16 protein-coding genes are annotated in these 26,670 nt (G+C 44.2%); all 16 read right to left on the reverse strand.

What is annotated here, in order from left to right:
• Positions 1–12 precede the first annotated feature (12 nt).
• The 16 genes from NO989_RS09905 to NO989_RS09980 all read right to left on the reverse strand — a co-directional run bounded on the left by NO989_RS09905 (position 13) and on the right by NO989_RS09980 (position 26,670).
• Positions 13–1,953, reverse strand: coding sequence for an ABC transporter ATP-binding protein (locus tag NO989_RS09905; RefSeq protein ID WP_371342455.1), 1,941 nt, complete (start codon positions 1,951–1,953; stop codon positions 13–15).
• On the reverse strand, positions 1,950–2,183 hold the full coding sequence (locus NO989_RS09910) for a glutaredoxin family protein (protein ID WP_014949555.1): 234 nt from the start codon (positions 2,181–2,183) through the stop codon (positions 1,950–1,952). Before NO989_RS09910 ends, NO989_RS09905 begins: the two co-directional genes overlap by 4 nt.
• Complete coding sequence (gene rlmKL / locus NO989_RS09915) at positions 2,180–4,276, reverse strand: bifunctional 23S rRNA (guanine(2069)-N(7))-methyltransferase RlmK/23S rRNA (guanine(2445)-N(2))-methyltransferase RlmL (protein ID WP_371342456.1); 2,097 nt, start codon at positions 4,274–4,276, stop codon at positions 2,180–2,182. Before rlmKL ends, NO989_RS09910 begins: the two co-directional genes overlap by 4 nt.
• A 67-nt stretch (positions 4,277–4,343) precedes the next feature.
• On the reverse strand, positions 4,344–5,351 hold the full coding sequence (gene pyrD, locus NO989_RS09920; RefSeq protein ID WP_371342457.1) for a quinone-dependent dihydroorotate dehydrogenase: 1,008 nt from the start codon (positions 5,349–5,351) through the stop codon (positions 4,344–4,346).
• 166 nt (positions 5,352–5,517) lie between these two features.
• Positions 5,518–10,356, reverse strand: coding sequence for an NAD-glutamate dehydrogenase (locus NO989_RS09925; RefSeq protein ID WP_371342458.1), 4,839 nt, complete (start codon positions 10,354–10,356; stop codon positions 5,518–5,520).
• Positions 10,357–10,552: 196 nt separating this feature from the next.
• On the reverse strand, positions 10,553–12,871 hold the full coding sequence (locus tag NO989_RS09930) for an RND family transporter (RefSeq protein ID WP_371342459.1): 2,319 nt from the start codon (positions 12,869–12,871) through the stop codon (positions 10,553–10,555).
• Between the two features lie 15 nt (positions 12,872–12,886).
• Complete coding sequence (locus NO989_RS09935) at positions 12,887–13,933, reverse strand: WD40/YVTN/BNR-like repeat-containing protein (protein WP_371342460.1); 1,047 nt, start codon at positions 13,931–13,933, stop codon at positions 12,887–12,889.
• A gap of 79 nt (positions 13,934–14,012) precedes the next feature.
• Positions 14,013–15,380 carry a DUF1329 domain-containing protein gene (locus NO989_RS09940; protein WP_321825475.1) on the reverse strand — a complete coding sequence of 456 codons (1,368 nt, stop codon included), beginning with the start codon at positions 15,378–15,380 and terminating at the stop codon, positions 14,013–14,015.
• 11 nt (positions 15,381–15,391) lie between these two features.
• A complete protein-coding gene (locus tag NO989_RS09945; RefSeq protein ID WP_371342461.1) occupies positions 15,392–17,452 on the reverse strand; it encodes a DUF1302 domain-containing protein in 2,061 nt (686 codons plus the stop codon).
• A gap of 335 nt (positions 17,453–17,787) precedes the next feature.
• Positions 17,788–18,030: a DUF2835 family protein gene (locus tag NO989_RS09950; protein WP_044556800.1), complete on the reverse strand. Its 243-nt coding sequence runs from the start codon at positions 18,028–18,030 to the stop codon at positions 17,788–17,790.
• Positions 18,017–20,626 (reverse strand): aminopeptidase N, encoded by a 2,610-nt coding sequence (pepN, locus tag NO989_RS09955; RefSeq protein ID WP_371342462.1) that lies wholly within the window; start codon positions 20,624–20,626, stop codon positions 18,017–18,019. The genes NO989_RS09950 and pepN overlap by 14 nt, the downstream gene beginning before the upstream one ends.
• Before the next feature lie 47 nt (positions 20,627–20,673).
• Positions 20,674–22,149 carry a Na+/H+ antiporter NhaC gene (gene nhaC / locus NO989_RS09960; RefSeq protein WP_014998400.1) on the reverse strand — a complete coding sequence of 492 codons (1,476 nt, stop codon included), beginning with the start codon at positions 22,147–22,149 and terminating at the stop codon, positions 20,674–20,676.
• An 83-nt stretch (positions 22,150–22,232) separates the two neighbouring features.
• Positions 22,233–23,567, reverse strand: a complete 1,335-nt coding sequence (locus NO989_RS09965; protein WP_076011650.1) for a sodium-dependent transporter — start codon at positions 23,565–23,567, stop codon at positions 22,233–22,235.
• 82 nt (positions 23,568–23,649) lie between these two features.
• Positions 23,650–25,692, reverse strand: a complete 2,043-nt coding sequence (gene prc / locus NO989_RS09970) for a carboxy terminal-processing peptidase (protein ID WP_014998398.1) — start codon at positions 25,690–25,692, stop codon at positions 23,650–23,652.
• A 2-nt stretch (positions 25,693–25,694) separates the two neighbouring features.
• Positions 25,695–26,363 carry an RNA chaperone ProQ gene (gene proQ / locus NO989_RS09975; protein WP_371342463.1) on the reverse strand — a complete coding sequence of 223 codons (669 nt, stop codon included), beginning with the start codon at positions 26,361–26,363 and terminating at the stop codon, positions 25,695–25,697.
• Positions 26,364–26,379: 16 nt separating this feature from the next.
• Positions 26,380–26,670, reverse strand: coding sequence for a hypothetical protein (locus NO989_RS09980; protein WP_014998396.1), 291 nt, complete (start codon positions 26,668–26,670; stop codon positions 26,380–26,382).

Below are 26,670 nucleotides of genomic sequence, written 5' to 3' on the forward strand. Positions count from 1 at the left end.
TTAAAATCCTATTTACTGCTGATTATCTTCCAGCATACTTTCTAGTTCATCCCAGCGCGCATATTTCTGGGAAAGTAATTCTTCTTTATCTGCCAACTCGGCTAACGCCTTGGCAGTAATGTCACTGTCTTGTTTGAAAAAGTCCGGGTCGTTCACTTTTTCTTGCATAGCCTCAAGCTCTTCCTCAAGTGTCTCTAGTTCTTTCGGCAAGGACTCAAGTTCACGCTGGTCTTTGTATGATAGCTTTTTCGTCTTACGGGGAGAAGACTTAGCACTAGGACTGTCTGAAGCTGAATTAGTTTCATTCTTTACCTTGGCTTTTTCTTCCTTTTCGATTTGCTGACGTTTTTCCTGTTGCTCTTTATACCAGTTTTCTACGTCAGTGAAACCCCCAATAAATTCGCGAAGCATTCCATTACCTTCGAATACCACGCTACTATTTGCTACGTTATCAACAAATTCCCTATCGTGACTGACTAAAAGCACGGTGCCGGTATATTCGTTGAGTAAGGTTTCGAGCATTTCCAAGGTTTCAACATCTAAGTCATTGGTAGGCTCATCCAGCACCAAAACGTTGCTCGGTTTAAGCATCAGTTTTGCTAGCAACAGGCGGTTTTTCTCTCCACCTGATAGCGACTTAACCGGGGCATTAACGCGTTCAGGCGTAAATAAGTAATCTTGTAAGTAGCTGATCACATGGCGTGGGTGACCATTTACCATCAGATCGCGTTTACCGTCGCCTACCGCGTCTATCACAGACTTTTCTAAATCCAGTCCGTGGCGGTGCTGGTCAAAGTAAGCAACTTCAAGGTTAGTGCCTTGTTTGCAGTTGCCGCTATCGGGCTGGAGTTCGCCGAGTAGAAGCTTGATAAGCGTACTTTTACCGCTACCATTTGGACCAATGAGAGCAAGCTTGTCTCCACGCAAAACATTCAGGTTTAACCCTTTAACAATAGGCTTGCCTTCAATGCTATAGCTTAAGTCTTTTACTTCAAACACCATCTTTCCAGAGCGCGCGCCCTGGTGTTGATTGACTACCGCATTGCCCTGAACCGCTCTTCTCGCTTTACGCTCCTCGCGTAGTTTTTTCAGCGCTCTTACTCGGCCTTCGTTGCGGGTACGGCGGGCTTTAATGCCCTGACGAATCCATACCTCTTCTTGCGCTAGTTTTTTATCAAACTCAGCGTTTTGTGAAGCTTCAACCTCTAAATCGTGCTGCTTCTTTTCTAAATAAGTTTCGTAGTTACCCGGATAGCTCGTAACCGAGCCGCGGTCTAGATCAATAATTCGCGTAGCCATGGCACGTATAAATGCACGGTCGTGGCTTACAAACACAATTGCGCCTTGGTAATTACTCAAGCTGGACTCAAGCCAGCGGATCATTTCAATATCAAGGTGGTTAGTTGGTTCGTCTAACAGGAGCAAATCCGGCTGTCGAACAAGCGCACGAGCTAGCGCTGCTTTTCTACGCCATCCCCCAGAAAGAGTAGATAGCGATATCTCAGGGTCTAGCTTTAGCATGGTTAGCGTCTGTTCAATTTGCTGTTCAAACTGCCACGCGTCTCTGGCTTCTAACTGTTCTTGTAGTCGCTGTAATTTATTTAAATTTGATTCGCTTGGATCTTCACCAACGATACGGGTTTGATGAAAGTAGGCTTTCAGTGTTTCACCTACGTCAGATAAGCCTTCGGCAACATAGTCAAAAAGCGTCACATCGGTGGTTTGAGGCGGGTCCTGCTCTAAGCGCGCAATGACCGTATTATTTTCAATTATACGCTGCCCATCGTCGGCAATAATATCGCCAGCGATAACTTTCATTAGCGTTGATTTACCACTACCGTTGCGACCTACTAAGCAGACGCGCTCTTTAGGCTGTACAACCAGTTCGACACGGTCTAACAGCGGCGGATTCCCATAAATAACAGTGATGTTTTTTAACTGCAAAATGCTCACTGAAGAAACTCCTCTAAATCGGCGGTATTAAAAGGCCAGCCGATTTCTTTTTCATTATCTGCCCGTTTCAAAACGGGGATCCTTGCACCGTACAAATGATAAAGCTCAGTGCTAGTGCGAATGTTAACCTTCTCTATATTAAGCGATGAAAACATAGACGTTTGTTGAAGCTCAACATCGGCTAAGTCGCACAGGCTACATTGGGGCCCGGTGTAAAAATAAATTTTCATGAGCCTAGCACCCAGCACTGATGGATGTTGCCTTTACGTGCAAAATCTTCTGGAATAGTGTCTTTGGTAATATTGTCTACTGACAATCCCAGTTCACTCATGGCTGTCTCATCTAGCTTAAAGCCACGCTTGTTGTTAGAGAAGATGATGATCCCCTGCTCTTTTAAGCACGCTTTAGCATCGGTAAGCATTTTTACGTGGTCGCGCTGCACATCCCACGTATTTTGCATACGCTTTGAATTCGAAAATGAAGGTGGGTCGATAAAAATTAAGTCGTATTTGCCTTTATGCGTGCCTAACCAAGTGGTGCAGTCAGCTTGAATAAAAGCATGAGGCGCAGTGAGTTTGTTCAGCGCTACGTTCTTCTTTGCCCACTCTAAATAAGTATTAGACATATCCACTGTCGTTACAGACTTTGCGCCACCTTTAGCGGCGAATACCGACACACTACCCGTATATGAAAACAAGTTAAGAACGTCTTTACCTTGGGACAACGCCTGCACTTTTTGGCGGGTATTACGGTGATCTAAGAAAAGGCCTGTGTCCAAGTAGTCAGTAAGGTTAACCAGGAAACGAGCGCCATTTTCAAACACTTCCATCATGTCGCCAGTCTGATTAATTTTCTCGTACTGTTTTGTACCTTTTTGTTGGCTACGCACTTTAAGCGCTATCTGTTTTGGTGAAACACCTGTTACTGCTGGCAAATGAAGCAAGACTTCTTGCAGACGCTTGCGTGCTTTATCTTCAGAAACCGTTTTTGGCGGCGCGTATTCTTGAACGACCAGCCAGTCACCATATCTATCTACGGCAACGTTATAATCTGGCAGGTCAGCATCGTATATGCGGTAACAGTTAGTGTTAGCGTTCTTGATCCAGCCTTTCATGCGCTTGAGGTTTTTCTTCAAACGATTGGCAAACTCGTGGTTGCTAGCGTCCTCGCTAAACTGTACCGTGTTTTCTTCATCCAACACATAATTCGCTAAACGACATTCCAGCTTACCGTTATTCATAGCATAGTCTTTGGTGGCGCGAAGCTTTAAAACCCGAAGCAAATCACGATTGCTGCTAAGAAGCGACACATGCCATCCCTTCCAGGCTTCTTTAAAACGCTTACCCCAATCACTAAATAGCGGTATTAACGATGTTAGCTCGCCCAAACGTTCTCCGTAAGGAGGGTTTGAAACGACGTAGCCTGGTGTGGCAACGGGAGGAGAAGATTTTGTTGCGTCTTGCTGTGAGAACGAAATATCGTTAAATACGCCAGCAAAATCAGCGTTTGCTTTTGCAATTGCTACCATTTTACGGCTGAAATCACCCGCGTAAATACCACTGCAGCTAGGCTTCTGAACGGAAATAGCTTGTTCTACCAAATCATCCCAAAGCTTCTCTTCGTGGCCGAGCCACTTAGTAAAGCCCCAATACATACGCTTTATACCTGGCGCAATATTGCGAGCGATGTAGGCTGCCTCAATCGCGATGGTGCCCGAGCCACACATCAAATCGACCAATGGCACATCGGTATTCTCTGTCCATCCACTACGCATTAGCATTGCGCTTGCGATATGCTCTTTAAGCGGCGCGTCACCGGTTTCTTGTCGGTATGCGCGTTGGTGCAGACTTGCCCCCGCTAAATCTATGCCTAAAATTACATTATCGCGATGTAGTCTTGCATACACAGAAATATCAGGGCTCTTTCGTTCTACTGATGGGCGCGGTAAGCCTTGTTCTACAAATGAATCTACTATGGCGTCCTTAACACGAACCGCACCAAATTGAGTGTTTTTTATGGCAAAGTTTGTGCCGATAAACTGTACAGATAAGGTATGACGTGAATCCATCTGCATTTGCCAGTCAATACCCATAGCCGTATTATACAGTGCATCTGCATCGCCTGCTTTGCCTGATGCCAACACCCAAACTACGCGGTTAGCTAAGCGTGACCATAAGCAAAGTTTATACGCATCCTCTTTTGAGCCTTCAAACTGAATAGTGCCAGGCCCTTGCTTAACTTGCGCATCAGGGCAAAGGCGTAGCACTTCTTGTTTTAATAGTTCGTCAAGACCGCGACTGGTCGTAACCAGAATAGTATTCATTCATGTACCTGTTTTTGATGTACGTGCTTAAGAAAAAGCACGTACACGAGAGATTGGTTTGGGTATATTATAACGCGTTTACGATGCGTTTAACGAGCGATGGGCCTTGATAAATAAAAGCCGAGTAGACCTGCACCAGTGATGCGCCAGCGTCCAAGCGTGCTTGTGCCGCTTCGGGTGAGTCAATACCACCAACGCCAATAATAGGAATAGCGCGGTCAAGTGCTTTGTTTAGCTTGCGTGTTACTTCTAAGCTCATATCTGTCATAACTGAACCACTTAAACCCCCCATTTCCTCAGCGTGCTGTAATCCGGCAACGGCATCACGTAAAAGTGTAGTATTAGTAGCAATTACGCCATCCATTTTGCTGTTAATTAGCGAGGCAGCAATACTGTCAATTTCCACATCGCTCAAATCTGGCGCTATTTTAATAAACAGCGGCACATATTTACCGTGAGTTTGCGTTAGCGTTTCCTGTGCTGCTTTTAGGCCAACTAACAGCTTATCGAGCGCTTCACCGTATTGAAGGTTTCTTAGGCCAGGTGTATTTGGTGACGAAATGTTAATAGTGACATAGCTTGCGTAAGGATAAACTTTGTTTAAACAAATCAGGTAATCGTCGAGCGCATTCGCTTCTTCGGTATCTTTATTTTTACCAATATTAATACCAATAGGCCCTTTAAACTGAGCCTTTTTCACTTGTTCGACAAGATGATCAACACCTTTATTATTAAATCCCATGCGATTAATAATGGCGTGCTTTTCCGGAATTCTGAATAAACGAGGTTTTGGGTTTCCTGGCTGCGGACGAGGCGTTACCGTGCCTATCTCAACAAAACCAAATCCCATGCTGGCAAACGCATCAATACAATCGCCGTTCTTATCAAGCCCAGCGGCAAGTCCTACGGGGTTATCGAAGGTCATGCCTGCAACGGTAACGGGCTTTTTAATCGTCGGTGTGCTGTACATCCATTTCAGCGGTGTATGTTGGGTCTTGTTTAACCAGTTAATGGTGAAATCGTGACTTTTTTCAGGTTCACACTGAAGCAAGAATTTTTGCACTAGAGATTGCATGGTTATTATTACCGCTCGCTAATTAAGGGCCTGTTGATCATCAACGTATATTGCGCTTGTATTGGGTTTGCTTTTACAAACGATGCTGCAAAAACGTACAGCAATGTTCAGTCGGCCAATAAAAAGCCCTGATAAACAGGGCTTAAATCATTAAGGTGCGTGTATTCTAATGGTTAGACTTCACGCTTAAAAGCATCAATTCACGTAAAGCGACAGAAAATTTCGCAAATTCGTGCGTTGTACTGGTCTTAAACTCAGACATCATGTGATACCAGCGCTTAAGTAGGACCTGATTGCTTTCAATCCACTCATCAAGAATTTGATCTGCACTACTTACGTCTTCGCGAGAAGCTAGCAGGTTAGCTGCAATGGAACGCTGCTGCCAATCTAACTCTTCACGATACGAGGCGCGAGCTAACGCTTGCCAGTGGTTGCTTACCGCCTGGTTGTTTATCTGGTCTAAGAACCAGTGAAGTTCTAAACGAGAACCTAGCTGATAGTAAAGCTTAGCGACTACATCGGTATCGTGCTTATCTGCTTCAACGATTTGCGCAAGGTCAAAGCTAGAGAACATGTTAGAGAAGCTTGCAACCTGATAAGCGATGTCTTCTGGTACACCCTTATCAATGTATTTCTGCGTAGCGTTTTCAAGCTGAGTAAATTCGCTTTTAACCAAGTAGTTTTGCAGGTTCTTCGATAAAATATCGAAGGTACCACGGTAGCTCGCGATGGCTTCTTCAATGGATTGCGTCTTATTACCGTGGCGAATATACCAGCGCGAAGCGCGACGCATAATTCTACGTGCTTCATCCAACATTTTAAGCTGTAGCTGAGCTGGAATAACGTTATCCAGTTGTTCGATGCGCTCCCACAGCGTCTTCATATTAAAGATACCGTGAACAATTGCGTATGCGTCAGCAATTTCGCTCACACTTGCGCCAGTTTCTTCCTGCATTCTAAACACGAAGTTAAGGCCCATGTCGTTAACCATATTGTTGGTTAACTTAGTCGCAATAATTTCGCTTCTAAGCGGATGCTGTTGCATGTGTGTTGCGAATTTTTCGCGGAGCACTTTAGGGAAGGCTTCTACTAACAACTTACCGTGGTAAGGGTTGTCAGTAATTTCCGGAATATTAAGCGCATCTTTAAGTACCATTTTGCCATACGCAATCAAAACGCTTAACTCTGGGCGAGTTAAACCTTGATCCGTGGCTACGCGATCTGAAATCTCATCGTCACTTGGAATAAATTCCAATTCACGGTTTAGCTGACCTTCACGCTCAAGACCGTGGATAAAGCGAAGCTGTTCTTTAAGTTGCTTAACGCCAGCTAACTCAGTAATAGAGATAGACTGAGTTTGACGGTAGCAGTCTTTCAGTACAATTCGACTTACATCGTCGGTCATATCGTAGAGCAACTTATTACGCTGTTTAAGCGTAAGTTCACCGTCGTTAACTAGGCTGTTAAGCAAGATTTTGATGTTTACTTCGTTATCTGAGCAATCAACACCACCTACGTTATCGATGAAGTCAGTGTTAACTCGGCCACCGTTAGACGCATACTCAATACGACCTAACTGCGTTAGACCTAAGTTACCGCCCTCGCCCACAATTTTAGCTTGTACGTCACGACCATTGACGCGTAAGTCGTCATTAGCACGGTCACCTACGTCTGAGTGAGATTCTTTCTTGCTCTTAATATACGTACCGATACCACCGTTCCACAGTAGGTCAACTGGCATTTTCAATATATTGTGAATTAGCTCATTAGGCGTCATGGTTAGTTGACGCGTACCTAACCACTTTTTCATTTCAGGTGAAAGCTTGATAGATTTAGACGCGCGGCTAAATACGCCACCGCCTTTTGAAATCAGCTTACTGTCATAGTCTTCCCAGCTTAGGCTTGGGTTCTCAAACAGGCGTTGACGCTCTTTATAACTTGCTGCTGCATCTGGGCTTGGATCAAAGAAAATATGTAAATGGTTAAACGCAGCGATTAGTCGCGTATGCTCTGATAGCAACATACCGTTACCGAATACGTCACCTGCCATGTCACCCACACCAACAGCGGTAAAGTCAGTGGTCTGGCAGTCGATACCAATTTCTCTGAAATGACGTTTAACCGACTCCCATCCGCCGCGTGCAGTAATACCCATTTTCTTATGGTCATATCCAATACTACCGCCAGATGCAAATGCATCGCCCAGCCAAAACCCAAACTCTTCCGCAATACCGTTTGCGATATCAGAGAATGTGGCGGTGCCTTTATCTGCAGCAACAACTAAATAAGGGTCGTCATCATCAAGGCGAACGACATCCTTAGGAGGAACAATTTCACCATTTACAATGTTGTCAGTAATATCTAACAAGCTGGTGATGAAAGTGCGGTAGCATGCTTGGCCTTCAGCCTGAATAGCTGCGCGACCTTCGCCTACAGGTAGGTTCTTACAAACGAAACCACCTTTTGCACCAACCGGAACGATCACCGTGTTTTTAACTTGTTGCGCTTTTACTAGGCCGAGTACTTCTGTTCTGAAGTCTTCTTGTCTATCAGACCAACGAAGACCGCCGCGGGCAACTTTGCCGCCACGCAAGTGCACACCTTCAACACGAGGACTGTAAACAAAAATTTCAAATTTAGGCAGTGGTAATGGCATGTCAGGAATGAGTTCCGGCATCATCTTAAATGATACATATGATTTCTCATTGCCGGCATCGTCTGCCTGATAGAAGTTTGTACGTAACGTTGCAGACATCATATCCAGATAACGACGAATAATTCGGTCATCATCCAAGTTACTAACGTTGTCTAACTGTTCCTTAATAGTCTCAAGAATACCTTCCTCTTTTTTCTCATTGCGCTTTTTCTTAGGATTAAAACGCTGGTCGAAAAAGTCTACGAGTAAACGAGCAATGTCTGGATAGTTAGCTAGTGTGTTTGCGATGTAGTCACGGCTGAAAGAACTGCCGGTCTGGCGCATGTATTTAGCATAAGCACGGAGTACCGTAACTTTACGGCCAGTCATATTCGCGCCAAGGATAAGACGGTTAAACGCGTCGTCTTCTAGTGTCTTATACCACACTTTGGCGAAGGCATCTTGAAAGAGAATCTGGGCGTTTTCCATGTCAAAGTGCTGACCACTTTTGTGTAACATGGTGAAGTCCATGACCCAGTTACGTTCACCTTCTGAACACGTGACTTTATAAGGGCTTTCATCGATTACGCGTAACCCAAAATTCTCAAGCATCGGTAACACGTCAGACAAATGGATAGGCTCGGCACGGTGGAAAAGCTTAAGCTTAACTACTTGGCTGTCAGCGTCTTCTTCTTGTGGACGATAGAACAACATATCCAGTGTGTGGCTGTCGTCTAACATCTCTAGTTTGCCAATATCTACAAGCGCTGCTGACGGTAGGTTATGCTCCATATAGCTGCGAGAGAAAGCATTGTTGTATTTGCGTTCCAACGCTTTACCCGAAGCCTCACCGTGTGCCGCTGAAATAGCTGACGCGAGTCTGTCATTCCAGGTTTTGGTCAACTCAATAATGTTTTGCTCTATTTCCTTCACATCGAATTCCGCGTTGTTGTCGTTGACTCTAGCAATGTAATGCGTACGGGCATATACAGACTCTGAGAAGAACGTAGTAAATTCCACTTCTTCGGTTGCGCCCAATGACGCTTTAAGTAGCGCTTGGGTTTCTTTGCGTAACTGGGTGTTATAGCGCTCTCTTGGCACAAAGACCATGCACGAGAAAAAGCGGCCAAAAATGTCTTTTCGAATGAATAAACGTGAAATTCCACGCTCTTGCATTTGAAAAATACCCATCACAATTTGCGCTAGTTCTTCTGCTGGCGTTTGTAGCAACTCATCTCGTGGGTAGGTTTCTATAATATTTGCAAACGCTTTGTATGCGTGAGTTCCAGGCTCGAAGCCAGATAGCTCACAAATACGTTTGATTTTTTCACGTAAAATCGGAAGCTGAGTTACGCTGTTGTTATAGAAAGAGGCAGAATACAGACCTAAAAAGCGGTGCTCACCAACAACCTGACCTTCTTTGTTAAACACCTTCACGCCTACATAGTCCATATATGCAGGACGGTGTACTCGCGCGCGTGAATTTGTTTTGGTCAGAATCAATGGGTTTTTGCTAAGCGCTTCCGCACGGGCTGATGCAGGCAAGCGAGACAACAAACGCTCACGGTCGTTTACTGAGTTTTTAAGCAAACCCAAACTGGTGTCGTTTTGAGGGATCCATCTATGGTCCCCTTCAATAGCTTTAACGTCATAATAACGGTAACCCATCATTGTGAAGTTGTGATCGCCTAGCCATTCTAAGTAAGCTTTAGTTTGCTTTTTGGCTTCTGCAGATACTGGCCAGTTAAATTTAGCATTGTTTTTAATTACGTCTTGCAAGGTATTTGTCATGCCTTGCCAGTCTTGAACTGCCAAAGAAACTTCATCAACGACAGAGTGCAGTTCTTGTGTTAGAGCATCGATGTCTTTTTTCGATGTTTGTCTATCGATTTCGATAAAGATGACCGTTTCTTTTTTCGCACCTTCAAGCGATTGACCTGGCTCAGCAAACGCTTCAACTTTGTTCGCTTTGTCGCGCTTAATGCCAATTGGGCTGTGAAGGAATAAATGTGCGGTGATGTTCAAACGATTTAGCAACATGCGCACCGAGTCAACCAAAAATGGCATATCCGACACAATAATCTCAACAATTGTGTGGCTTGAGTGCCAGCCGTGTTTGGCAATTTCCGGGTTAAATACGCGTATGTATGGCGACGTATGCTCAAACTTCGCCAAGCCATTCCATAAACTAAGTGTTGCACCGTAAAGGTCGCTGTCGTTGCGATTTTCTAGGTCATCGCTTGAAATATTTTTATACAACAGACGTCCGAATTGCTGCACAAGAGACTTCTGCTTTGTATCTACTTTTTTGTCGATAAGTGCAAATACATTGTCTAGCAGTACTGAGTGTCGCTGTGAGGTGACTGTCATTTGTTAACCTTTTTTGAATGTCGTAATACCAATCCAGCTTGGTATAAGTGCCGAGTACCTAACTATTTTCCCTAATAAATGACGCTAATGAAAGCCCATTTTTAACCTTATATTAACAGCATAGATAAGTATGCAGAAAACACCCAAAAAAAAGGGCCTAAAGGCCCTTTTTAATGCTTAGCTATGCAAAAATATTTTATGCATCAGGGTCATTCTTGTTCCACCATAGGAATCTTGCTAGTGCAGGCAGTACAATTATTGCTCCAAGCATGTTCACGACGAACATAAATGTAAGCAAAATGCCCATATCCATTTGGAACTTAAGCGAAGAGAACACCCATGTGCTCACGCCTATTGCCAGCGTAATACCGGTAAATAGTACAGCACTTCCACGTTCTTTTAAGGCAGCGAAATATGCTTCTTGCACGGTAGCGCCTTTCTTCAGCATCAAGCTCTTGGTAGAGAGTATATAAATACCATAGTCTACACCTATACCCACGCCAAGTGCGATAACTGGTAATGTAGAAACGGTGAGGCCAATTTGAAGGTATGTCATTAGGGCTTGCGCCAGTACAGACACCACATACAGCGGAATAACAACAACTAACGTAGCACGCACCGAGCGGAAGCTAATTAGACACAACGCAATAACGGCGCCAAATACATAAAGCATCATAGGGTCTTGCGCTGCACTAACCGCTTCATTAGTTGCGGCCATCACGCCTACAGGTCCAGAAGCAAGACTGAACTTCATATCATCGGTTTGATATTCATCGCGATACGCTTTCACCGCTTCAACTACGCGAGAGATCGTTTCTGCTTTGTGGTCTTCCATAAACAGAATAATTGGCATGACCGAGCAGTCGCCGTTAAGTAAACCAGACGACGTTGGAACGCGAGAAATTGCCTGCACCAATGTTTGCTGGTTACGAGGGAGTACCTGCCACTTAACGTTGCCTTCGTTGTAACCTGCGTTAACAATTTTTGCTACAGATGCCAACGAAACCGCCGATTGAACGCCTTGAACATTTTCCATTTTCCACTGGAAGTCGTCCATGGCCTTCATCACGCTGTGTGACGTACAAGCTTCTGGTGTGGTTTCAACCAAAATAGAAATGTAATCTACCGTTACTTCGTACTTATCGGTAATCAGGAAAGTGTCCTGATTGTAGCGTGAGGTTTCATGAAGCGCAGGTGCACCCGCATGTAAGTCCCCTATCTTCATATTCTGAGCTTGGAAATGACCAAACACGAATAGGATAGCAGTAACGATAAGAATTATTGCCGCAGGCTTTTTACGTGAACAAGCTGCAATGACTTCCCAGAATTTCGAATTAGCGTTTTCTTTACCCGCGAATTTTTCGACATATTTCTGGTCAAGTTTTAAGAAGCTCATCAGCACAGGCAGCAGCAACAAGTTGGTAAGAATGATTACCGCTACACCCATACTTGCCGTAATCGCCAACTCGCGAATAATGCCGATATCGATTACCAATAACGTCATAAAGCCAACCGTATCAGATAACAATGCAATTCCGCCTGGAACCAGCAAGTTTCTAAATGCCGCCGTAGATGCCCGTTTAGCACCAATACCGGTTACTGCTTGTTTTTCTACCGCGTTAATCATTTGTACGCCGTGGCTCACACCAATGGCAAATACCAAAAATGGCACCAGTATTGACATAGGGTCCATACCAAAGCCAATTGAAGTAAGCAGGCCTAGCTGCCAGATAACGGCAATGATTGAGCATACTAATGGCAATAACGTAAGCATGATGCTGCGCGAGAAGAAATACACCATTACGGCAGTAATCGCGATAGCAATGGCGAAAAAGATCAGCACGTCTTTTGCACCGTCGGCCACATCGCCAATCATTTTCGCAAAGCCAATTATATGAATAGACGTATTTTCGTTTTCATATTGACCGCGAAGCTGCTCTTCAAGCTCTGCCGCTAATGCCAATGTATTGAGAGGCTCGCCAGTTTGCGGGTCAATATCGAGCAATTGCGCTGTTACCATTGCGCAGCTGTAATCACTGGATACTTGTCTTCCGACGATGTTTGCCTTTTCTACGTTAGCTGCCACCAACTCTAATGCTTCTGGGCTCGCAGAATTAAAGTCGGCAGGAATGACCGGTCCGCCTGCAAAGCCGCCTTCTACAATTTCAGTAAAGCGGGTTGAAGGAGAGAAAAGCGAAATAACTAACGAACGGTTCACCCCATTAATAAAGAAGAGTTGGTCGTGAACATTCTTTAATGTATCGAAGAAGTTTTGATTATAGATGTTATCGTTTTTATCACACACAGAAACTAATATATTGTTAGCGCCACCAAAATCTTGGCGGTGCTCAATGTACGTTTTCATGTATTCGTGATTTAGCGGTATGTTCTTTTCAAAACCTGCGTCTAAGCGCATTTGTGAAGCTTGGTAACCAAGGAAAACTGTGGCTATAGCAAACAAGGCTACGACAATTTTACGGTTTCCGAATACTAATTTTTCAAGAAAATGGGTCATTGTTTTTATACTGCCCTATTTTAAATTCAACGTTTTAATGCCATTCGCAGTAACGGCAATATTCTTACCTTTAAACTGTGTTGCATTAAGAAGCGCGGCTTTGTCTTTAATTTGTGAAACGACAATGCCTTCATCAGCTTCGCAATCTGAAAGGTTTGCATAGGGGTCTCGCATACTGGTGGGTAAAGGTCGCTGTGCGCTTACCATCATCCCGTTGTTACCCAAAGCATAAACCTTCGATTCAGAGCCAATTAGAATTGAATTTAGTGTGCTGGTGGAGCAAGTTTGTACGTATTCCCACTCACCTTCGTTTCTGTTAACAAATATATTTCCGCGAAGGCCAACCGCTAGAACGGTATTTTCATCAAGCGGCTTAATATCGAAAAACGATCCTGTATAGTCGACGTAATACCGTTCCCATGATTCTCCCATATTGGTACTTTTGGCTAGTAGCCCGGCTTCGCCTGCTAGGTAAAGCGTATAACCATCAAGGGTAATTCTGTTTAAGTGGGGTAAAATAGATTCAAGTTCTTGCTGATAGAAGTCTTCATCTTCTTTTCGAATATCTTCAAGATATTCTTGATCCATTGGGTCAAGCAGACTGGCATGACGTTCTGCCGTCCACGTTTTTCCACCGTCTAAGGTTCGATAGAACAAGCCATAGGCACCTGTAGCAATCCCCTGCTTTTCGTTGAAAAATAAAACGTCTAGAAATGGGCGCTGAAGGTCAGGTTGGAAATTTTGTATTTCCCACGTCTCGCCTTTATCTGAAGAATGAAGAATGACAGCGTCGTGGCCCACTGCCCAAATATTGTCGCCTACAACAGTTGTCGCTGTAAGCGTTGATTGTGTTGGTACGGCTTTTTGAGTAAATGCCTCACCATCCTCTGAAACTAACACGTGACCGCGTTCACCGACAATAACGACAAATGTATCAGCGTCTATGTCCAAAAGAACCGATTGCTCAACCAATGGTGCCATGAATGCTTCTTCGGCGATTGCAGTTGTAGAGTAATTAACTGCGAAAGTGGCGGCAATGCACGCTGCAATGGTTTTTTTCATAATTAACCATTCCCCCTATTTATAATTGTCTGCATACAAAAACGGTTGGCATTTGCCAACCGTTTGTTGTGTAAGGCGATTAGCGCATACCTTCTCGTCGTAACGCTTGAGGCGTGAATTCCACGTCTCTAGGGCGTACGGTGAAGTCATACATCTCTTCTTCGTTGTCTAAGCCAATGGCCAAGTAACGTCGAGAGTTTAAGTCGTAATACGCGTCAAGCGTCGACCATTGTGTTGGTACTTCATAATAGTTCACACCATAAGCTACACCAACGCGATACAGTTCGCCACGATTATCATACATATCAGCAACTTGAATTTGCCAGCTATCTTCATCGATGAAGAATACGCGTTTTTGATAAATATGTCGGAACCCTTCTTTTAGCGTCGCTTCAACTACCCAAACACGGTGCTTTTCCCAGCGTGTTAAATCTGGATTAACGTGATTTGGCTTCAAAATATCCTCATATGAGGCATTATCTGAATGAAGTGCATAGTTGTTATAGGCAACAAACATTTCCTGCTTGCCAACAAGTTTCCAGTCATAACGGTTTGGAGAACCGTTAAACATATCAAAATCATCGGTAGTACGAAGACCGTCGGCTGCTGTTCCTGGCGTGTCATACGCGATATTTGGCGCGAGACGAACACGACGCTGTCCAGTGTTGTAAGTCCATGCTTTACGCGGCTCTTTGACCTGATCTACTGTTTCATGAACAAGTAGTGCAGTTCCCGCCAAGCGAGCGGGCTTAGTCACCTTTTGCTTAAACATGAACAAAATGTTGTCTTCTGTTAGCTTCTCCGGTGTAGCATCTTCTTCTGCGTACTTAATTAATAACTGCTCGTCAAAACCAATAACGTTGTAGTCACCGCCGGTAGTAACCGCCGCTTGGCCACCGTTGCGCTGAACCGCTTCGCCACGATAGCGAAGGATGTGGTTCCAAATTGCCTCAAGACCGTTTTGAGGGATTGGGAAAGGAATACCCAAAACCGCGCCTTTAATACCATTACCGTCATCTAGCAGTTCGGCGCGTGTCGCATTTACCTTAGTAGCATCATAAATCGCTTGTGGATTTGACGCAGAACGGCGTGTTGGGTAAACCGGCATGCGGAACGTTTCAGGGTACGCTTCAAATAGCTTCTTCTGACCTTCTGATAAAAATTCTGCGTACTCTTTGTAGTTTTGAGCCGTAATTTCAAACAGCACTTTATCATCTGGATATGGATCAGGGTGATGGTCACCCACGGTATAACCTGAAGGTGCAGTAGTAATACCGCCAGTCCATGCTGGAATACTGCCGTCTGCATTTCCTGCTTTAACCGCACCTAATGGTGTTAAATCATTACCCAGTTTGTTTGCGTCTGCTTCAGACACTTTAGCCATCGCGCTTGCACCAGACAAGGCTAGTGACAAGGCTGCAGCGATAATTCCTACTTTTCTAATCATAAAAACCACTCTTAGATTGCGTATTTGATGTTAAATGAAATGAAGTCTCTGTCAGATAGCGCATTGGTTGTACCAATACCACCCCAGAATGCACTGTAAGACGCCGTTGCAGACCATTTGCTTAAATAGTCAAACGTGAAAGAAAGTGCAGCAGACTTAACATCTTCTGTGAAAAGGAATAATGGATCCGGCGTTGTACCTTCAACATCGTGCGAGAAGGTGCCGCGAACGCGAAGGTTCATACCCGCGAATATTGAATTGTAATCAGCAACAGCTAATAAACGGTAACCCCATGCGTCGTCTGTTGCAAACGGGTTAGTTTCAGGGCCATCCGAAAGGCCAACGTGTAATCCTTCACGAGCATTGCCGTTGATTGGTTCTAAAGACGGTGTTCGTGCTGTGCCCGGTGCATTTAAACGAATTACGTCTGGGTCTGGCATATCAACAACGTTCACATAACCTACTTCACCTAGAAGCACAAAGTTATCAGAGCCGAACTTAGGACCAAATACGTGTGATGCAGTAAACTGCATTTGCCATGTATCAGAGAATAGGAAACCTTCTGCAGTTTCACCTGGTCCTACAGCGCGACCAATGTTGTTTAGCTGTGATATACCTGCTAAATCAGGACGTAGGCCAGCATTCGCAAGCTGCTCAGGCATACCCATATAAAGCAGTTCAACATCGTCGATTTGTAATGGCTCATCTACACGGTAAGCAAATTCACCCGCAAGAGCCGTAGTACCGATGTTAGTGTTAAAGCTCATACCATAAAGTTTGATATCTTCTGGGTAGTAGAACTCTGACTGAGTAAATGCACCCAGTTCAGTGATGTTGTCGCGAGTAACGGTATTAGACGCTAGGAACGCGAGATCCGCGCCAATTCCTTCAGCAGTAAAATCGGATGTCTTACCTGAAATAAGCGGGCGTTGGCTGTGGTAATTGATGTGATAGAAACTAAACTCTGTTTCATTCAAATTTTCAGCAAACCACGTCAAGCGTAAACCGTATTGACCCTGATCGTCCGCGTCATTGTGCGCTTCGTCAGAAAAACCGCGGATAGCCACTTTGGTTGGATAAGCAAGGTAGGCTTGCGAAATGTCAGCTGGATTAGCGCCAGAGCGAAGCAAATCGCCATATCCGTTTAACGCAGTGAGAAGGTGATCTAAGTCGATGTCTGGGTTACCACTGAAACCAAGCTGGATATTTTGGCGTTGACCGCCCTCACCCGCAAAATCGTTACCGGCAAAGTAGCTACCAGATACTGGAAGCCAGCTGCGTTCCCACTCGTATTGATAGTAACCAGAAATACTAACAGTATCTGTTAAACCTAATGACGCGTATACCATACCTACAGGAAGGAATACTTCTTTCAGTTCTGCGCCTGGTGCGCGTGCACGGGTAACGTCTACAGGGTTAGTAGTGTTAATACCATGCTGAATGAAAGTACTTTCACCCCAGCTGATTACCTGACGACCTACGCGAAGTGTAAGCGGCTTGTCACCAATCCACCAATCGCCGTAGAAAAATGCATCGTATAAACGTACATCGGTACAAAGTAGGTCTTCTGCTTCAGGATCTTGGCACAGGTCGTATTGGTTGCCCGTAATCGGGTTAGAATATGGGCGATCGCCGTCCATTTGCTCGAAGTCGTAGAACCAGAAGCCACGGGCGAAGAAACCATAGTCACCAAAATTAACGTCTAATTCATGGCTTCCTGAAATTTGCGTTGCAAATGCGTCACCTGGATCGTGCGCAAGGTTACCCAAATCACCGTTAGTTGAGTAACCGCCATCTGCCAGCGCCCACACGTCGGCACTTGGGTATATAGGGTTGAAAGCTGCGTGATAACCGCTCCAGTCGAATTGAGGCTGGTTACTGTTACCAATAAGGCTGTAATCTCGTGCCTCTGTTCGAATACTTGTAGCTAATGTAAATGTTGAATCTAAAGAAATACTTACATCACCTACTTGCCAATTTGCAGCGTGTGCTGGTACTGCAGCAGCACCTAGCAGTGAGAGAACTCCCGCTGCTACCGGTGATATCTTAAAAGCGCTAGGCCCGTTTTTCATATTTTTATACTCCCAAGTCGATGTGACTTAATACGTGACATCATGACCAACCATAACGATTAACAAAATCATTACATCATTTTGCCATAACCGCAAGAACTAATCCTACCAGTTAACAAAATTTACAACATTAGTCGTATCAAATAGTTATTGCTTTATTGTCAGTATAAAAGGCATTTATATACTTGCAGGAAAATTGTACAAATTTGTTGCAAAGGAATGTTGAGGCAAATTACGTATTAGCGAAGGGATTCGAAGCGTTAACTGACTAAAGCTTTTTCAAGAGAATTTCAGAACCAAAACTATGTGGAGGGTGAGCTTGGAATAGAAAGGCCCTAGGCGAGCCTTTCGAAAGATTTAATTTTTTTGTTCGCATCGACAATCATCCTAAAACGACCTTTGATGCCATCCGATGTCACAAACTGGCGCAACCGATTAGTAGGAACCTGAACGCTAATCCCTGACTCACTAACCATTACCACGTCCGGCATTGACGGAACATAGAGCACCTCACATTGCTGATAAGGTGCGTTTATCGAAAAATAAAAGACGGAGTCAGACGGTCTAATGCTTGTCATAAGCAAGGCTTTTACTTACTTTTTCAAACACGTCTTTACTTAGGCCTTTGTGATTAAGCAAGCGCCCAAGTTGCTGCTTCATGTGAACCTGGTGTTCGCTTGCAAAGCCCTGCCATTGGGTTAAAGGTGTCACAATACGCGCCGCTACCTGTGGATTTACTGCGTCTAGCTTAAGTAAATAGTCGGTAACGAATTTATATCCGCTGCCATCGAGCGCGTGGAAGCTTTCGCTATTATAGAATGCAAAACTACCTATAACAGAACGAACGCGGTTAGGGTTACTCATCGCGAACTGTGGGTGTTCGCACAACATAGTGATAGTGGCGAAAATATCGTCGCGATTTTGTGTCGCATGAAGCGCGAACCATTTGTCCAACACAAGAGGATCATGATTCCATGTTTCTTCGAATCTTTCCATTAACCTATCAAAGGTGGATGCACTACAGTGCTGGGCACTTCGCAACGCACCTAGTGTGTCAGTCATGTTATCGGCGGTGTCGAACTGAGACACAACGAGGCTTTCATGCTGTGACAATCTCGCCAAGTGAGCGAGCACCACATTTTTACAACGTCGTTGATTGACAGCTTCTTGGTTATATTGATATGACGTTTTCTCGATATTGTTGAAAACTTGTAATAATTCTTGCTCTAGTGCACGAGCAAACTGGTCGCAAAATGCCTTTCTCGCTTTCGCAAGTGCAGAAACGTTAATATTGCTGCGGCTTTGACATAAGGTTTCAAATGAAGGGATAACTAAACACTCACCTAGCAACTCAAGATTGTTTTGCTCTTGTGCTATCGCGTGTTTGATACCGTCCCAGATCTCATTACTAATGGCAGAACCAGGTGACTCTTCTAGTTGTTTAACGCAGCGGTCATACAAGGTTTGCATTGCGTCCCATCGATTAAACGGGTCTTGAGCATATTTAAAGATAGTAAGTAACGAACCTATTCCCAGCGGATTTTCTACCTTTGCTGGAGCAGAAAAATTACCCAACACTACGGGCGTCAATTGGTCAGTCTCTGCGTTGACAGTGAAGCGCATGGAGGCGTCTTTAAGAATAACCATTCCGTTTTGAATGACCGACTCATTATCTGTATAGGTATGACCCTTCTCGTCGATAATTTCGATGTTTACTGGTATGTACAGCGGAAGCTTTTCACTTTGATCAGAGGTGGCCGGCGTGTGCTGTGACAGTGTGAAAGTATGCTTCACTGCGCCATTTTCAGCATCTTCAGTACTATGCTCAACTGAAATTACCGGCGTACCCGATTGACTGTACCAGCGCGCAAATTGGGTTAAATCTAAATCAGTGGCTGACTGCATGGCTGAAATGAAATCGTCACACGTTACTGCCTGACCATCGTGCCGTCTAAAGTATTCATCCATTCCGCGTCTGAAGCCATCAGCCCCTAACAATGTGTGTAACATGCGAATAACTTCTGCGCCTTTGTCATAAACCGTCACCGTATAGAAGTTGTTCATCTCAATAACTTCTTCAGGGCGAATCGGATGGCTCATTGCGCTTGCGTCTTCTGCAAATTGGTGTTCACGCATGACACGAACATGTTTTATACGGTTGCTCAATGCTGAAGTCATATCAGCGCTGAACTGTTGATCTCTAAAAACGGTTAAGCCTTCTTTAAGACTTAACTGGAACCAATCGCGACAGGTAACCCGGTTGCCTGTCCAGTTGTGAAAGTATTCGTGCGCGATTACCGACTCCACATTAAAAAAGTCATCGTCAGTCGCACTCTTTTGATCAGCTAATACAAACTTACTGTTGAATACATTTAACCCTTTGTTTTCCATCGCTCCCATATTGAAGAAGTCAACGGCAACAATCATGTAAATATCAAGGTCGTATTCTAAACCAAAAACATCTTCGTCCCACTTCATCGCCCGCTTGAGCGATTCTAATGCGAAGACACCTTGAGACTTTTTACCCTTATCAACATAAAGTTCTAGTGCAACCTTTTTTCCACTCGTAGTCGTGTAGCTATCGGTGAGTAAATCAAAGTCGCCGGCGACAAGTGCAAATAGGTAGCAAGGTTTCGGGTGTGGGTCGTGCCATTTAACGAAGTGTGTGTTCTCGTCTATATCGCCTTTCTCTACAGGGTTGCCGTTTGCTAGCAGCATAGGCACTGATTTATCGGCAACCACGGTTACTGTGTAGACCGATAAAACATCGGGGCGGTCTAGAAAATAGGTAATGCGGCGAAAACCTTCCGCTTCACACTGCGTGCAATAAGCACCACCTGATAAATACAAACCTTCCAGTGCTTTATTCTGTTCAGGGGCAATCGTATTGGTAATTTCTAATACGAAGTCATCCAGGTCAGTAACAATGCTTAGTGAACTATCTGTTACTGTGTATTCACTGGTAGATAAAGGCGTGCCGTTTATAGCAATGGAATCTAGCGATAAATTATCGCCATCGAGGACTAAAAGATTGTTATTCGCGCCGCTGCGAGTTACCGCTAATGTACTAATAACTTTAGTTTGAGTTGGGTGAAGCGTTATATGTAGGTCAACTGTCGCTATTGAAAAAGCGGGCGGCTGATAATCCGCCCGGCGTTTAGCTTGAACTGACATAGATCCTCCTGGAAGAAAGCCTACGAGGGGTTAGTTGGAACGTGTTGTTAAACCGTACCTTTGCTGTTTACTTCAACATGTGGTGGCGTAATACGTAAAATCTTAATACCTAAATACGCGTAAACAACAGCAAGGATCGGGTTTATTACGTTGAAGAATGCATAGAAAACGTAATCAAATGGATTTACTAATAAAACGCTGTGCATATAAGCACCACACGTGTTCCAAGGAATAAGTGGTGACGTTAGCGTGCCGCCGTCTTCAAGGCTGCGAGAAAGATTCAGCTGGTCTAAGCCACGCTTTTTGAATTCTTCTTTATACATACGACCAGGCATTACAATTGAGATGTATTGGTCGGCAGTAACCAAGTTAGTACCAAAACAAGTAAGAATAGTTCGACTCACCATATCTCCGGCAGATTTAGCGCCAATGAGTATGGCTGAAACTGCACGCTTTAATAGTCCAACACGCTCTAATACAGCACCGAACGACATGGCACAAATGATCAACCAAATGGTATTTAACATGGAAGACATACCGCCACGAGAAAGTAAGCTATTTAAGTTCTCGTCGGGCGTTGAAAAGCTTACGCCATCAAATAGCGCAGTCCAGACCACTTTCAGCGCGCCAACATTCACTGAATCGTCGCTACTTGCCATAGAGGTAACTACGTCCCACTGAAACACAACAGCCCATATGCCACCTAGCAAGGCACCCATGAACACTGCCGGGAACGCAGGCATTTTTTTAATGGCTAACGTCAGCAGAACTACTAATGGAACAAGTAAGTGCCAGCCCAAATCAAAAGATTCATTTAGCAATAATTGCATTTGTTCAATGCGCTCTGCTTTGGCTTCACCGACTTCGCTAAAGCCTAGAATCGTAAATAGAATAAGGGCAATAACAAAGCTTGGAATGGTTGTCCAAAGCATGTAGCGAATATGCTCAAATAAATCGGTACCCGCAACAGCTGGCGCCAAGTTAGTTGTCTCTGACAAAGGTGAGATTTTATCGCCAAAATAAGCGCCAGACACCACTGCCCCAGCCGTGATTGCTGCCGACATTTCCATGCCTGCAGAAACGCCCATTAACGCAACGCCCACTGTAGCGGCAGTGGTCCATGAACTGCCAATACTCATTGCAACAACTGCACAAATTAAACAAGCAGCAGCATAGAAAAACGAAGGGTTAAGCAACTCTAAACCAAAATAAATAAGCGTGGGTACGGTTCCAGCAAGCATCCACGTACCAATGAGTGAACCCACGGCTAGTAGAATTAAGCAGGCGCCCAAAGACATAGAGATACCGTCAACGATGCCCTTCTCGATTGTCTTCCAGCTATAACCATTTTTCATACCGATAATGGCAGCCAAGCCCATGGCTAAAAGAAGAGCAATTTGGTTAGGGCCATATGAAGAGTTATCTGCAAAAAGATAAACTGCGCTTCCCATCATTACGACTAATGCAAGAATAGGAAGTAATGCATCAAGAAGTGACGGTGTTTTTATTTCTTTGTTCGTCATGTCGAATTCAAAAACCTTATTATTGTATTTTTAACGCGTTGAGCGTGCTGACTACGATTGAGCTCTTATCTTTGAGCCTAGCGCTAGAATACTGAGCGATAGAACATTAGCGCAATAATCACTGGACACACAAAACGAACATACCAAGGCCAAATCTTCCAGAAAATACTGTGTTCAGCAAATTGGTCGCCTTGTTTAAGTTCTTCTAATATCGCGTCTCTGCGCCAAACCCAACCAGCAAAAATACAAAGTGCAAAGCCAAGTAAAGGCTGGCTGTATTCAGTAGTAAGTGCAATCACGAAACCAAACAACGCGTCAAAATTTAAAATAATGATGCAGCTAAGTGCGAAAATTACTGATGACATCAGCAAGACGGCTTTCTTACGTTGAAGGCCCTTACTCTCTACCATAAATGCAACGGGTACTTCTAGCATTGAAATTGACGACGTGACTGCTGCAATTGCCATTAGAGCAAAAAAGGTAAACGCAACGAAAAGCCCTACTGTTCCAATTGTATCAAACAGTGCAGGTAAGACCTTGAATATAAGTGTGTCGCCTTGAATCAATGCGCCTTCCGGTGTGAAGATTTCAACACCATTATTTAGCGCAACGTACATAGCGGGAATTATCAACATACCTGCAATAACCGCTACGCCAATATCTACTAGAGCAACAGAAGCACCAATACTCGGTAAGTTTTCATTCTTGCTTAGGTATGACCCATAAACCAGCATCGTACCTACACCTAATGACATAGAGAAGAATGCTTGTCCCATTGCGTTAATAAGCAAGTCTGGATCTAAAACACGGGAGAAATCAGGTACTAGATACGCTGACCAGCCCTCTACCGCACCCGGTTGAAGACTTACATAAACAATCAATGCAAGGATAAGAATGACCAGAGTAGGCATAAGTCTCACTGACCACTTTTCAATTCCCGACTTAACGCCACCTACTACGATGAATGCAGTTAACCCCATGAATAGAAAGCAGAAAATAACGTTACGCGTAACTGAGGATGTAAGTAACCAGTCGCTGGCGCTTGTTAATCCAACCATACTTACAGCAGCATCAGCGAAATAAACCAGCATCCACCCACCAACAATGGCGTAGAAAGCCAGGATAAGCGATACGGTAACACAGCCCCATATCCCGGTTAGCCTTCCAATGAAGTTACCTGAGATTTTACCTAAAGCGTCTACCATATTTGAACGTGAGCTACGTCCAATGATGAGTTCAGCCATAAGTACGGGATAAGCAAGTACGAAAGCAAGTAATAAGTAAACGAGAACAAACGCTGCACCGCCGTTACTTGCTACCTTTGTGGGAAAGCCCCAGATATTACCTAGTCCTACTGCTGAGCCTGCCGCTGCTAGCACGAACCCTATACGAGAGGAAAATTCGCCTCTGATAGCCATGTTATTTCCCTTTATTATTGTTTTAATAATTTATAGACACAAAAAAAGGGCTGGCCCTAGACCAGCCCTTTTTTCTAATCACTTAGTTTCTTGTGATAGCGTAACGGCCTGTTTCGATCATATCGAATGTGATGTTGGCTGCCTCATCCAAGAATGGATCTAATTCTTCCATATCTTCAGGTAAGTCGTCCAATGTTGTGACTGTTTCCATTCCCATTCGCTGTAAACGTTCGTTAGCACGTGCGAGCGATTTTGCTTCCGCTTCTTTCTTTTCAGCTTCACGTACCGACTTAACTAACGAGATGAAATTCTTATCTTTATTCTCTTTGTACTCTTTAATATCGTCTTGAATATAAGAGAACTCAGGGTCCTGAAGAATACGTTTATTGTGCTTTGCAGTGAGTACATCAAGGGCTGCAGTACCATCCGCGAACGTGGTGTAGTTAGCGCGATTGATACTGTCCCATGGCAACGCATTCTCTGCTTGGCTTTCACCCCACTCTGCTGGTTCTATTGCAGATGGATAGAGAATATCTGGAATTACGCCTTTATGCTGTGTACTACCACCGTCGATGCGATAGAACTTTGCAATAGTAAACTGAACACTTCCTAATGGGTTATCGTAAAGGTCGTAGATTTTGCCTAAGCCGCGATGCTGTTGCACTGTACCTTTACCAAACGTTTGTTCACCAACAATTAGTGCACGATTATAGTCTTGCATTGCAGCTGCAAAAATTTCTGAAGCAGATGCGCTGTATCTGTCCACAAGTACCGTTAGCGGACCATCGTAGGCTACTTCGCCGTCTGTATCGCGATTAACACTAACTTTGCTTTGACCGTAGCGGATTTGTACCACTGGGCCTTTTTCGATAAATAGACCCGTTAACAGAGTTGCTTCAGTCAAAGAACCACCACCGTTGCCACGTAAATCGACAATTACGCCTTTAACGTTCTGCGCTTTCAAGCTTTCAATTTCTTTCGCAACATCCATACTAAGGTTGTTGTAAAAGCTTGGAATGGTAATGACACCTAGCGGCTCACCTGCGTGAGGACCGGTCTCAGGTATATAAACTTCCGACTTAGCTGCGCGATCTTCTAACTTAATTTTATCGCGAGTTAGGCTGACTACTGACGTTGTTTTTGCGTCAGTCGCGCCTTTTTCAACCTGTAAACGGACGGTACTACCTTTAGGGCCTTTAATTAACTCGACCACTTCGTCTAATCGCCAGCCGATAACGTCTACAAATTCTTCGTCATCTTGCGCTACACCAACAATTTTATCTTCTGGCTTGATCGCACCTGACTCATCTGCTGGACCGCCAGGCACTACGCTTTTAATGACGGTGTAGTCATCTTCGCTCTGAAGTACAGCGCCTATTCCCTCGAATGACAAATTCATGTCCATCTGGAAACGTTCAGCGTTACGAGGCGATAAATAACTGGTATGAGCTTCAATTGTGCGGGCAAAAGCATTCATAGCTGTTTGAAAAACGTCTTCGCTTTTTGCTTGCTTAGTGCGTTTAATAGCGCGCGTGTAGCGCTTTGAAAGGAGCTCTTTTGCTTCTTCCCACGTTTTGTCCGCGAGTATAAGATTCAACGCATCGTACTTAACGCGTTGACGCCAAATTTCATCTAACTCAGCTTTGTTAGCAGGCCATTCAGCATCTTCTCTGTCATAAAAAAACTTATCGCCTTCTTTTTCGAAGTCGAACGGACCTTTTTCTAACAACTCTAACGCAAACTCATAACGTTCGATACGTCGTTTAGCGCTAACGTTGTACATATCATAAGCAACTGAAAGGTTGCCTTTGCTCAGCGCGTCATCAAATAACGTGCGGTATTTCTCAAAACCAACTACGTCTGATAACAAAAGCACTTGCTTGTTGTGATCTAGTGAATCGATAAAGCGCTGATAAACTCGAGCTGAGAGTGCATCATCCAACGATATTTCCTTGTAGTGCGCTCTGGTAAAGAGTGCGCTTACTCGCTTAGCCGCAACACTATGTTGAGATTCCTGCTGTAAGATAGGAAGCTCGTCTACTTCAGGTGTTGACGTAACTGCGCCCGCTCCTACCCCAACGGTAAGAAAAGCACTGGCGATGGAAATTCGAAGGATGTCTCTCATATTTACGACCTCTTGGAGCGTGCCAAACGTAAAGCGTCTGCGTTTACTTTAACTACCATGCCTGAGTCTAATTGAACGTGAATGCCATCTTTAGCAACTTCTGTAATTACTGCTGGCATAGGTGCTTTACCTAACTTAACGGTAACTTGAGTACCTTGCTGTAAATCACTGTCCGTCAATTTTGCAGGCGGTGTATTGTTTGGTCTGTTATTTTTCGGTTTAGTTCCGCGCTTACTATCAGCATGGTCCGAATTTGCAGATTTTTCACCTTTTGGACGGTTAAATTGACGTTTATCTTTTCGCTTAGGCTGTTGGGCTAGCTTTGCTTTGCGCTTTTCAGCGGCTTTCGCTTTGCTTTCTTCCAACTTCTGCTGAGCATGATCAGCGTGTTCTTTTTCAATTGCATCGCCTTCAACGCCGTCTAAATCTACACGATGTGCACCTTCTTTGATGCTATGAAGATAGCGCCAACTATTGGTGTAATGACGAAGCGTAGAGCGAAGAAGTGTTTTACTAACACGTTCCTCTTCTTCTAAACGAGTGGCAAGATCTTGAAAAATACCGATCTTAAGTGGGCGGGCCTCGCCTTCAATGCTAAAACATTTCGGAAAGGTCTCTGCAAGGAAAGCTATTACTTCCTTACTGTTGTTAAACTTCTCTGGTGATTCCATTAACTTTCTAAATTATTCAGGAGATTTCATCGTTACTTGCATCATCCCAAGTTGCCAGCGTGTGGTCAACCCAATCAAGCAATTCGTCGTCATCTATTTCTAATAAATGCTTATCTTGTTGCCAAGATTCCCATGCGTAGTGCAAAATTTGCTCTAAACGCTGTGTTTCAATATCTTCTTCCGCATTGTCATATATACCGTGAAGAATGAAATTTAAACGTTCAGATGCCTCATCTGGGTCATCATGAAAGTCTTCCATATCTTCAAAGGTGGATAAAACAACGTGAATATCAACACTGGACTTCAT

It is taken from the genome of Alteromonas sp. DY56-G5 (assembly GCF_041414725.1).
GTDB classification, from domain to species: Bacteria; Pseudomonadota; Gammaproteobacteria; order Enterobacterales; family Alteromonadaceae; genus Alteromonas; species Alteromonas macleodii.

Coding starts and splice junctions, on each gene's coding strand:
- NO989_RS09910 (WP_014949555.1), bottom strand. CDS start 2,183: ATGAAAATTTATTTTTACACCGGGCCCCAATGTAGCCTGTGCGACTTA.
- NO989_RS09950 (WP_044556800.1), bottom strand. CDS start 18,030: ATGACAAGCATTAGACCGTCTGACTCCGTCTTTTATTTTTCGATAAAC.
- NO989_RS09945 (WP_371342461.1), bottom strand. CDS start 17,452: ATGAAAAACGGGCCTAGCGCTTTTAAGATATCACCGGTAGCAGCGGGA.
- pyrD (WP_371342457.1), bottom strand. CDS start 5,351: ATGCAATCTCTAGTGCAAAAATTCTTGCTTCAGTGTGAACCTGAAAAA.
- NO989_RS09935 (WP_371342460.1), bottom strand. CDS start 13,933: ATGAAAAAAACCATTGCAGCGTGCATTGCCGCCACTTTCGCAGTTAAT.
- NO989_RS09965 (WP_076011650.1), bottom strand. CDS start 23,567: ATGGCTATCAGAGGCGAATTTTCCTCTCGTATAGGGTTCGTGCTAGCA.
- pepN (WP_371342462.1), bottom strand. CDS start 20,626: ATGTCAGTTCAAGCTAAACGCCGGGCGGATTATCAGCCGCCCGCTTTT.
- nhaC (WP_014998400.1), bottom strand. CDS start 22,149: ATGACGAACAAAGAAATAAAAACACCGTCACTTCTTGATGCATTACTT.
- NO989_RS09930 (WP_371342459.1), bottom strand. CDS start 12,871: ATGACCCATTTTCTTGAAAAATTAGTATTCGGAAACCGTAAAATTGTC.
- NO989_RS09980 (WP_014998396.1), bottom strand. CDS start 26,670: ATGAAGTCCAGTGTTGATATTCACGTTGTTTTATCCACCTTTGAAGAT.
- proQ (WP_371342463.1), bottom strand. CDS start 26,363: ATGGAATCACCAGAGAAGTTTAACAACAGTAAGGAAGTAATAGCTTTC.
- NO989_RS09940 (WP_321825475.1), bottom strand. CDS start 15,380: ATGATTAGAAAAGTAGGAATTATCGCTGCAGCCTTGTCACTAGCCTTG.
- rlmKL (WP_371342456.1), bottom strand. CDS start 4,276: ATGAATACTATTCTGGTTACGACCAGTCGCGGTCTTGACGAACTATTA.
- prc (WP_014998398.1), bottom strand. CDS start 25,692: ATGAGAGACATCCTTCGAATTTCCATCGCCAGTGCTTTTCTTACCGTT.
- NO989_RS09925 (WP_371342458.1), bottom strand. CDS start 10,356: ATGACAGTCACCTCACAGCGACACTCAGTACTGCTAGACAATGTATTT.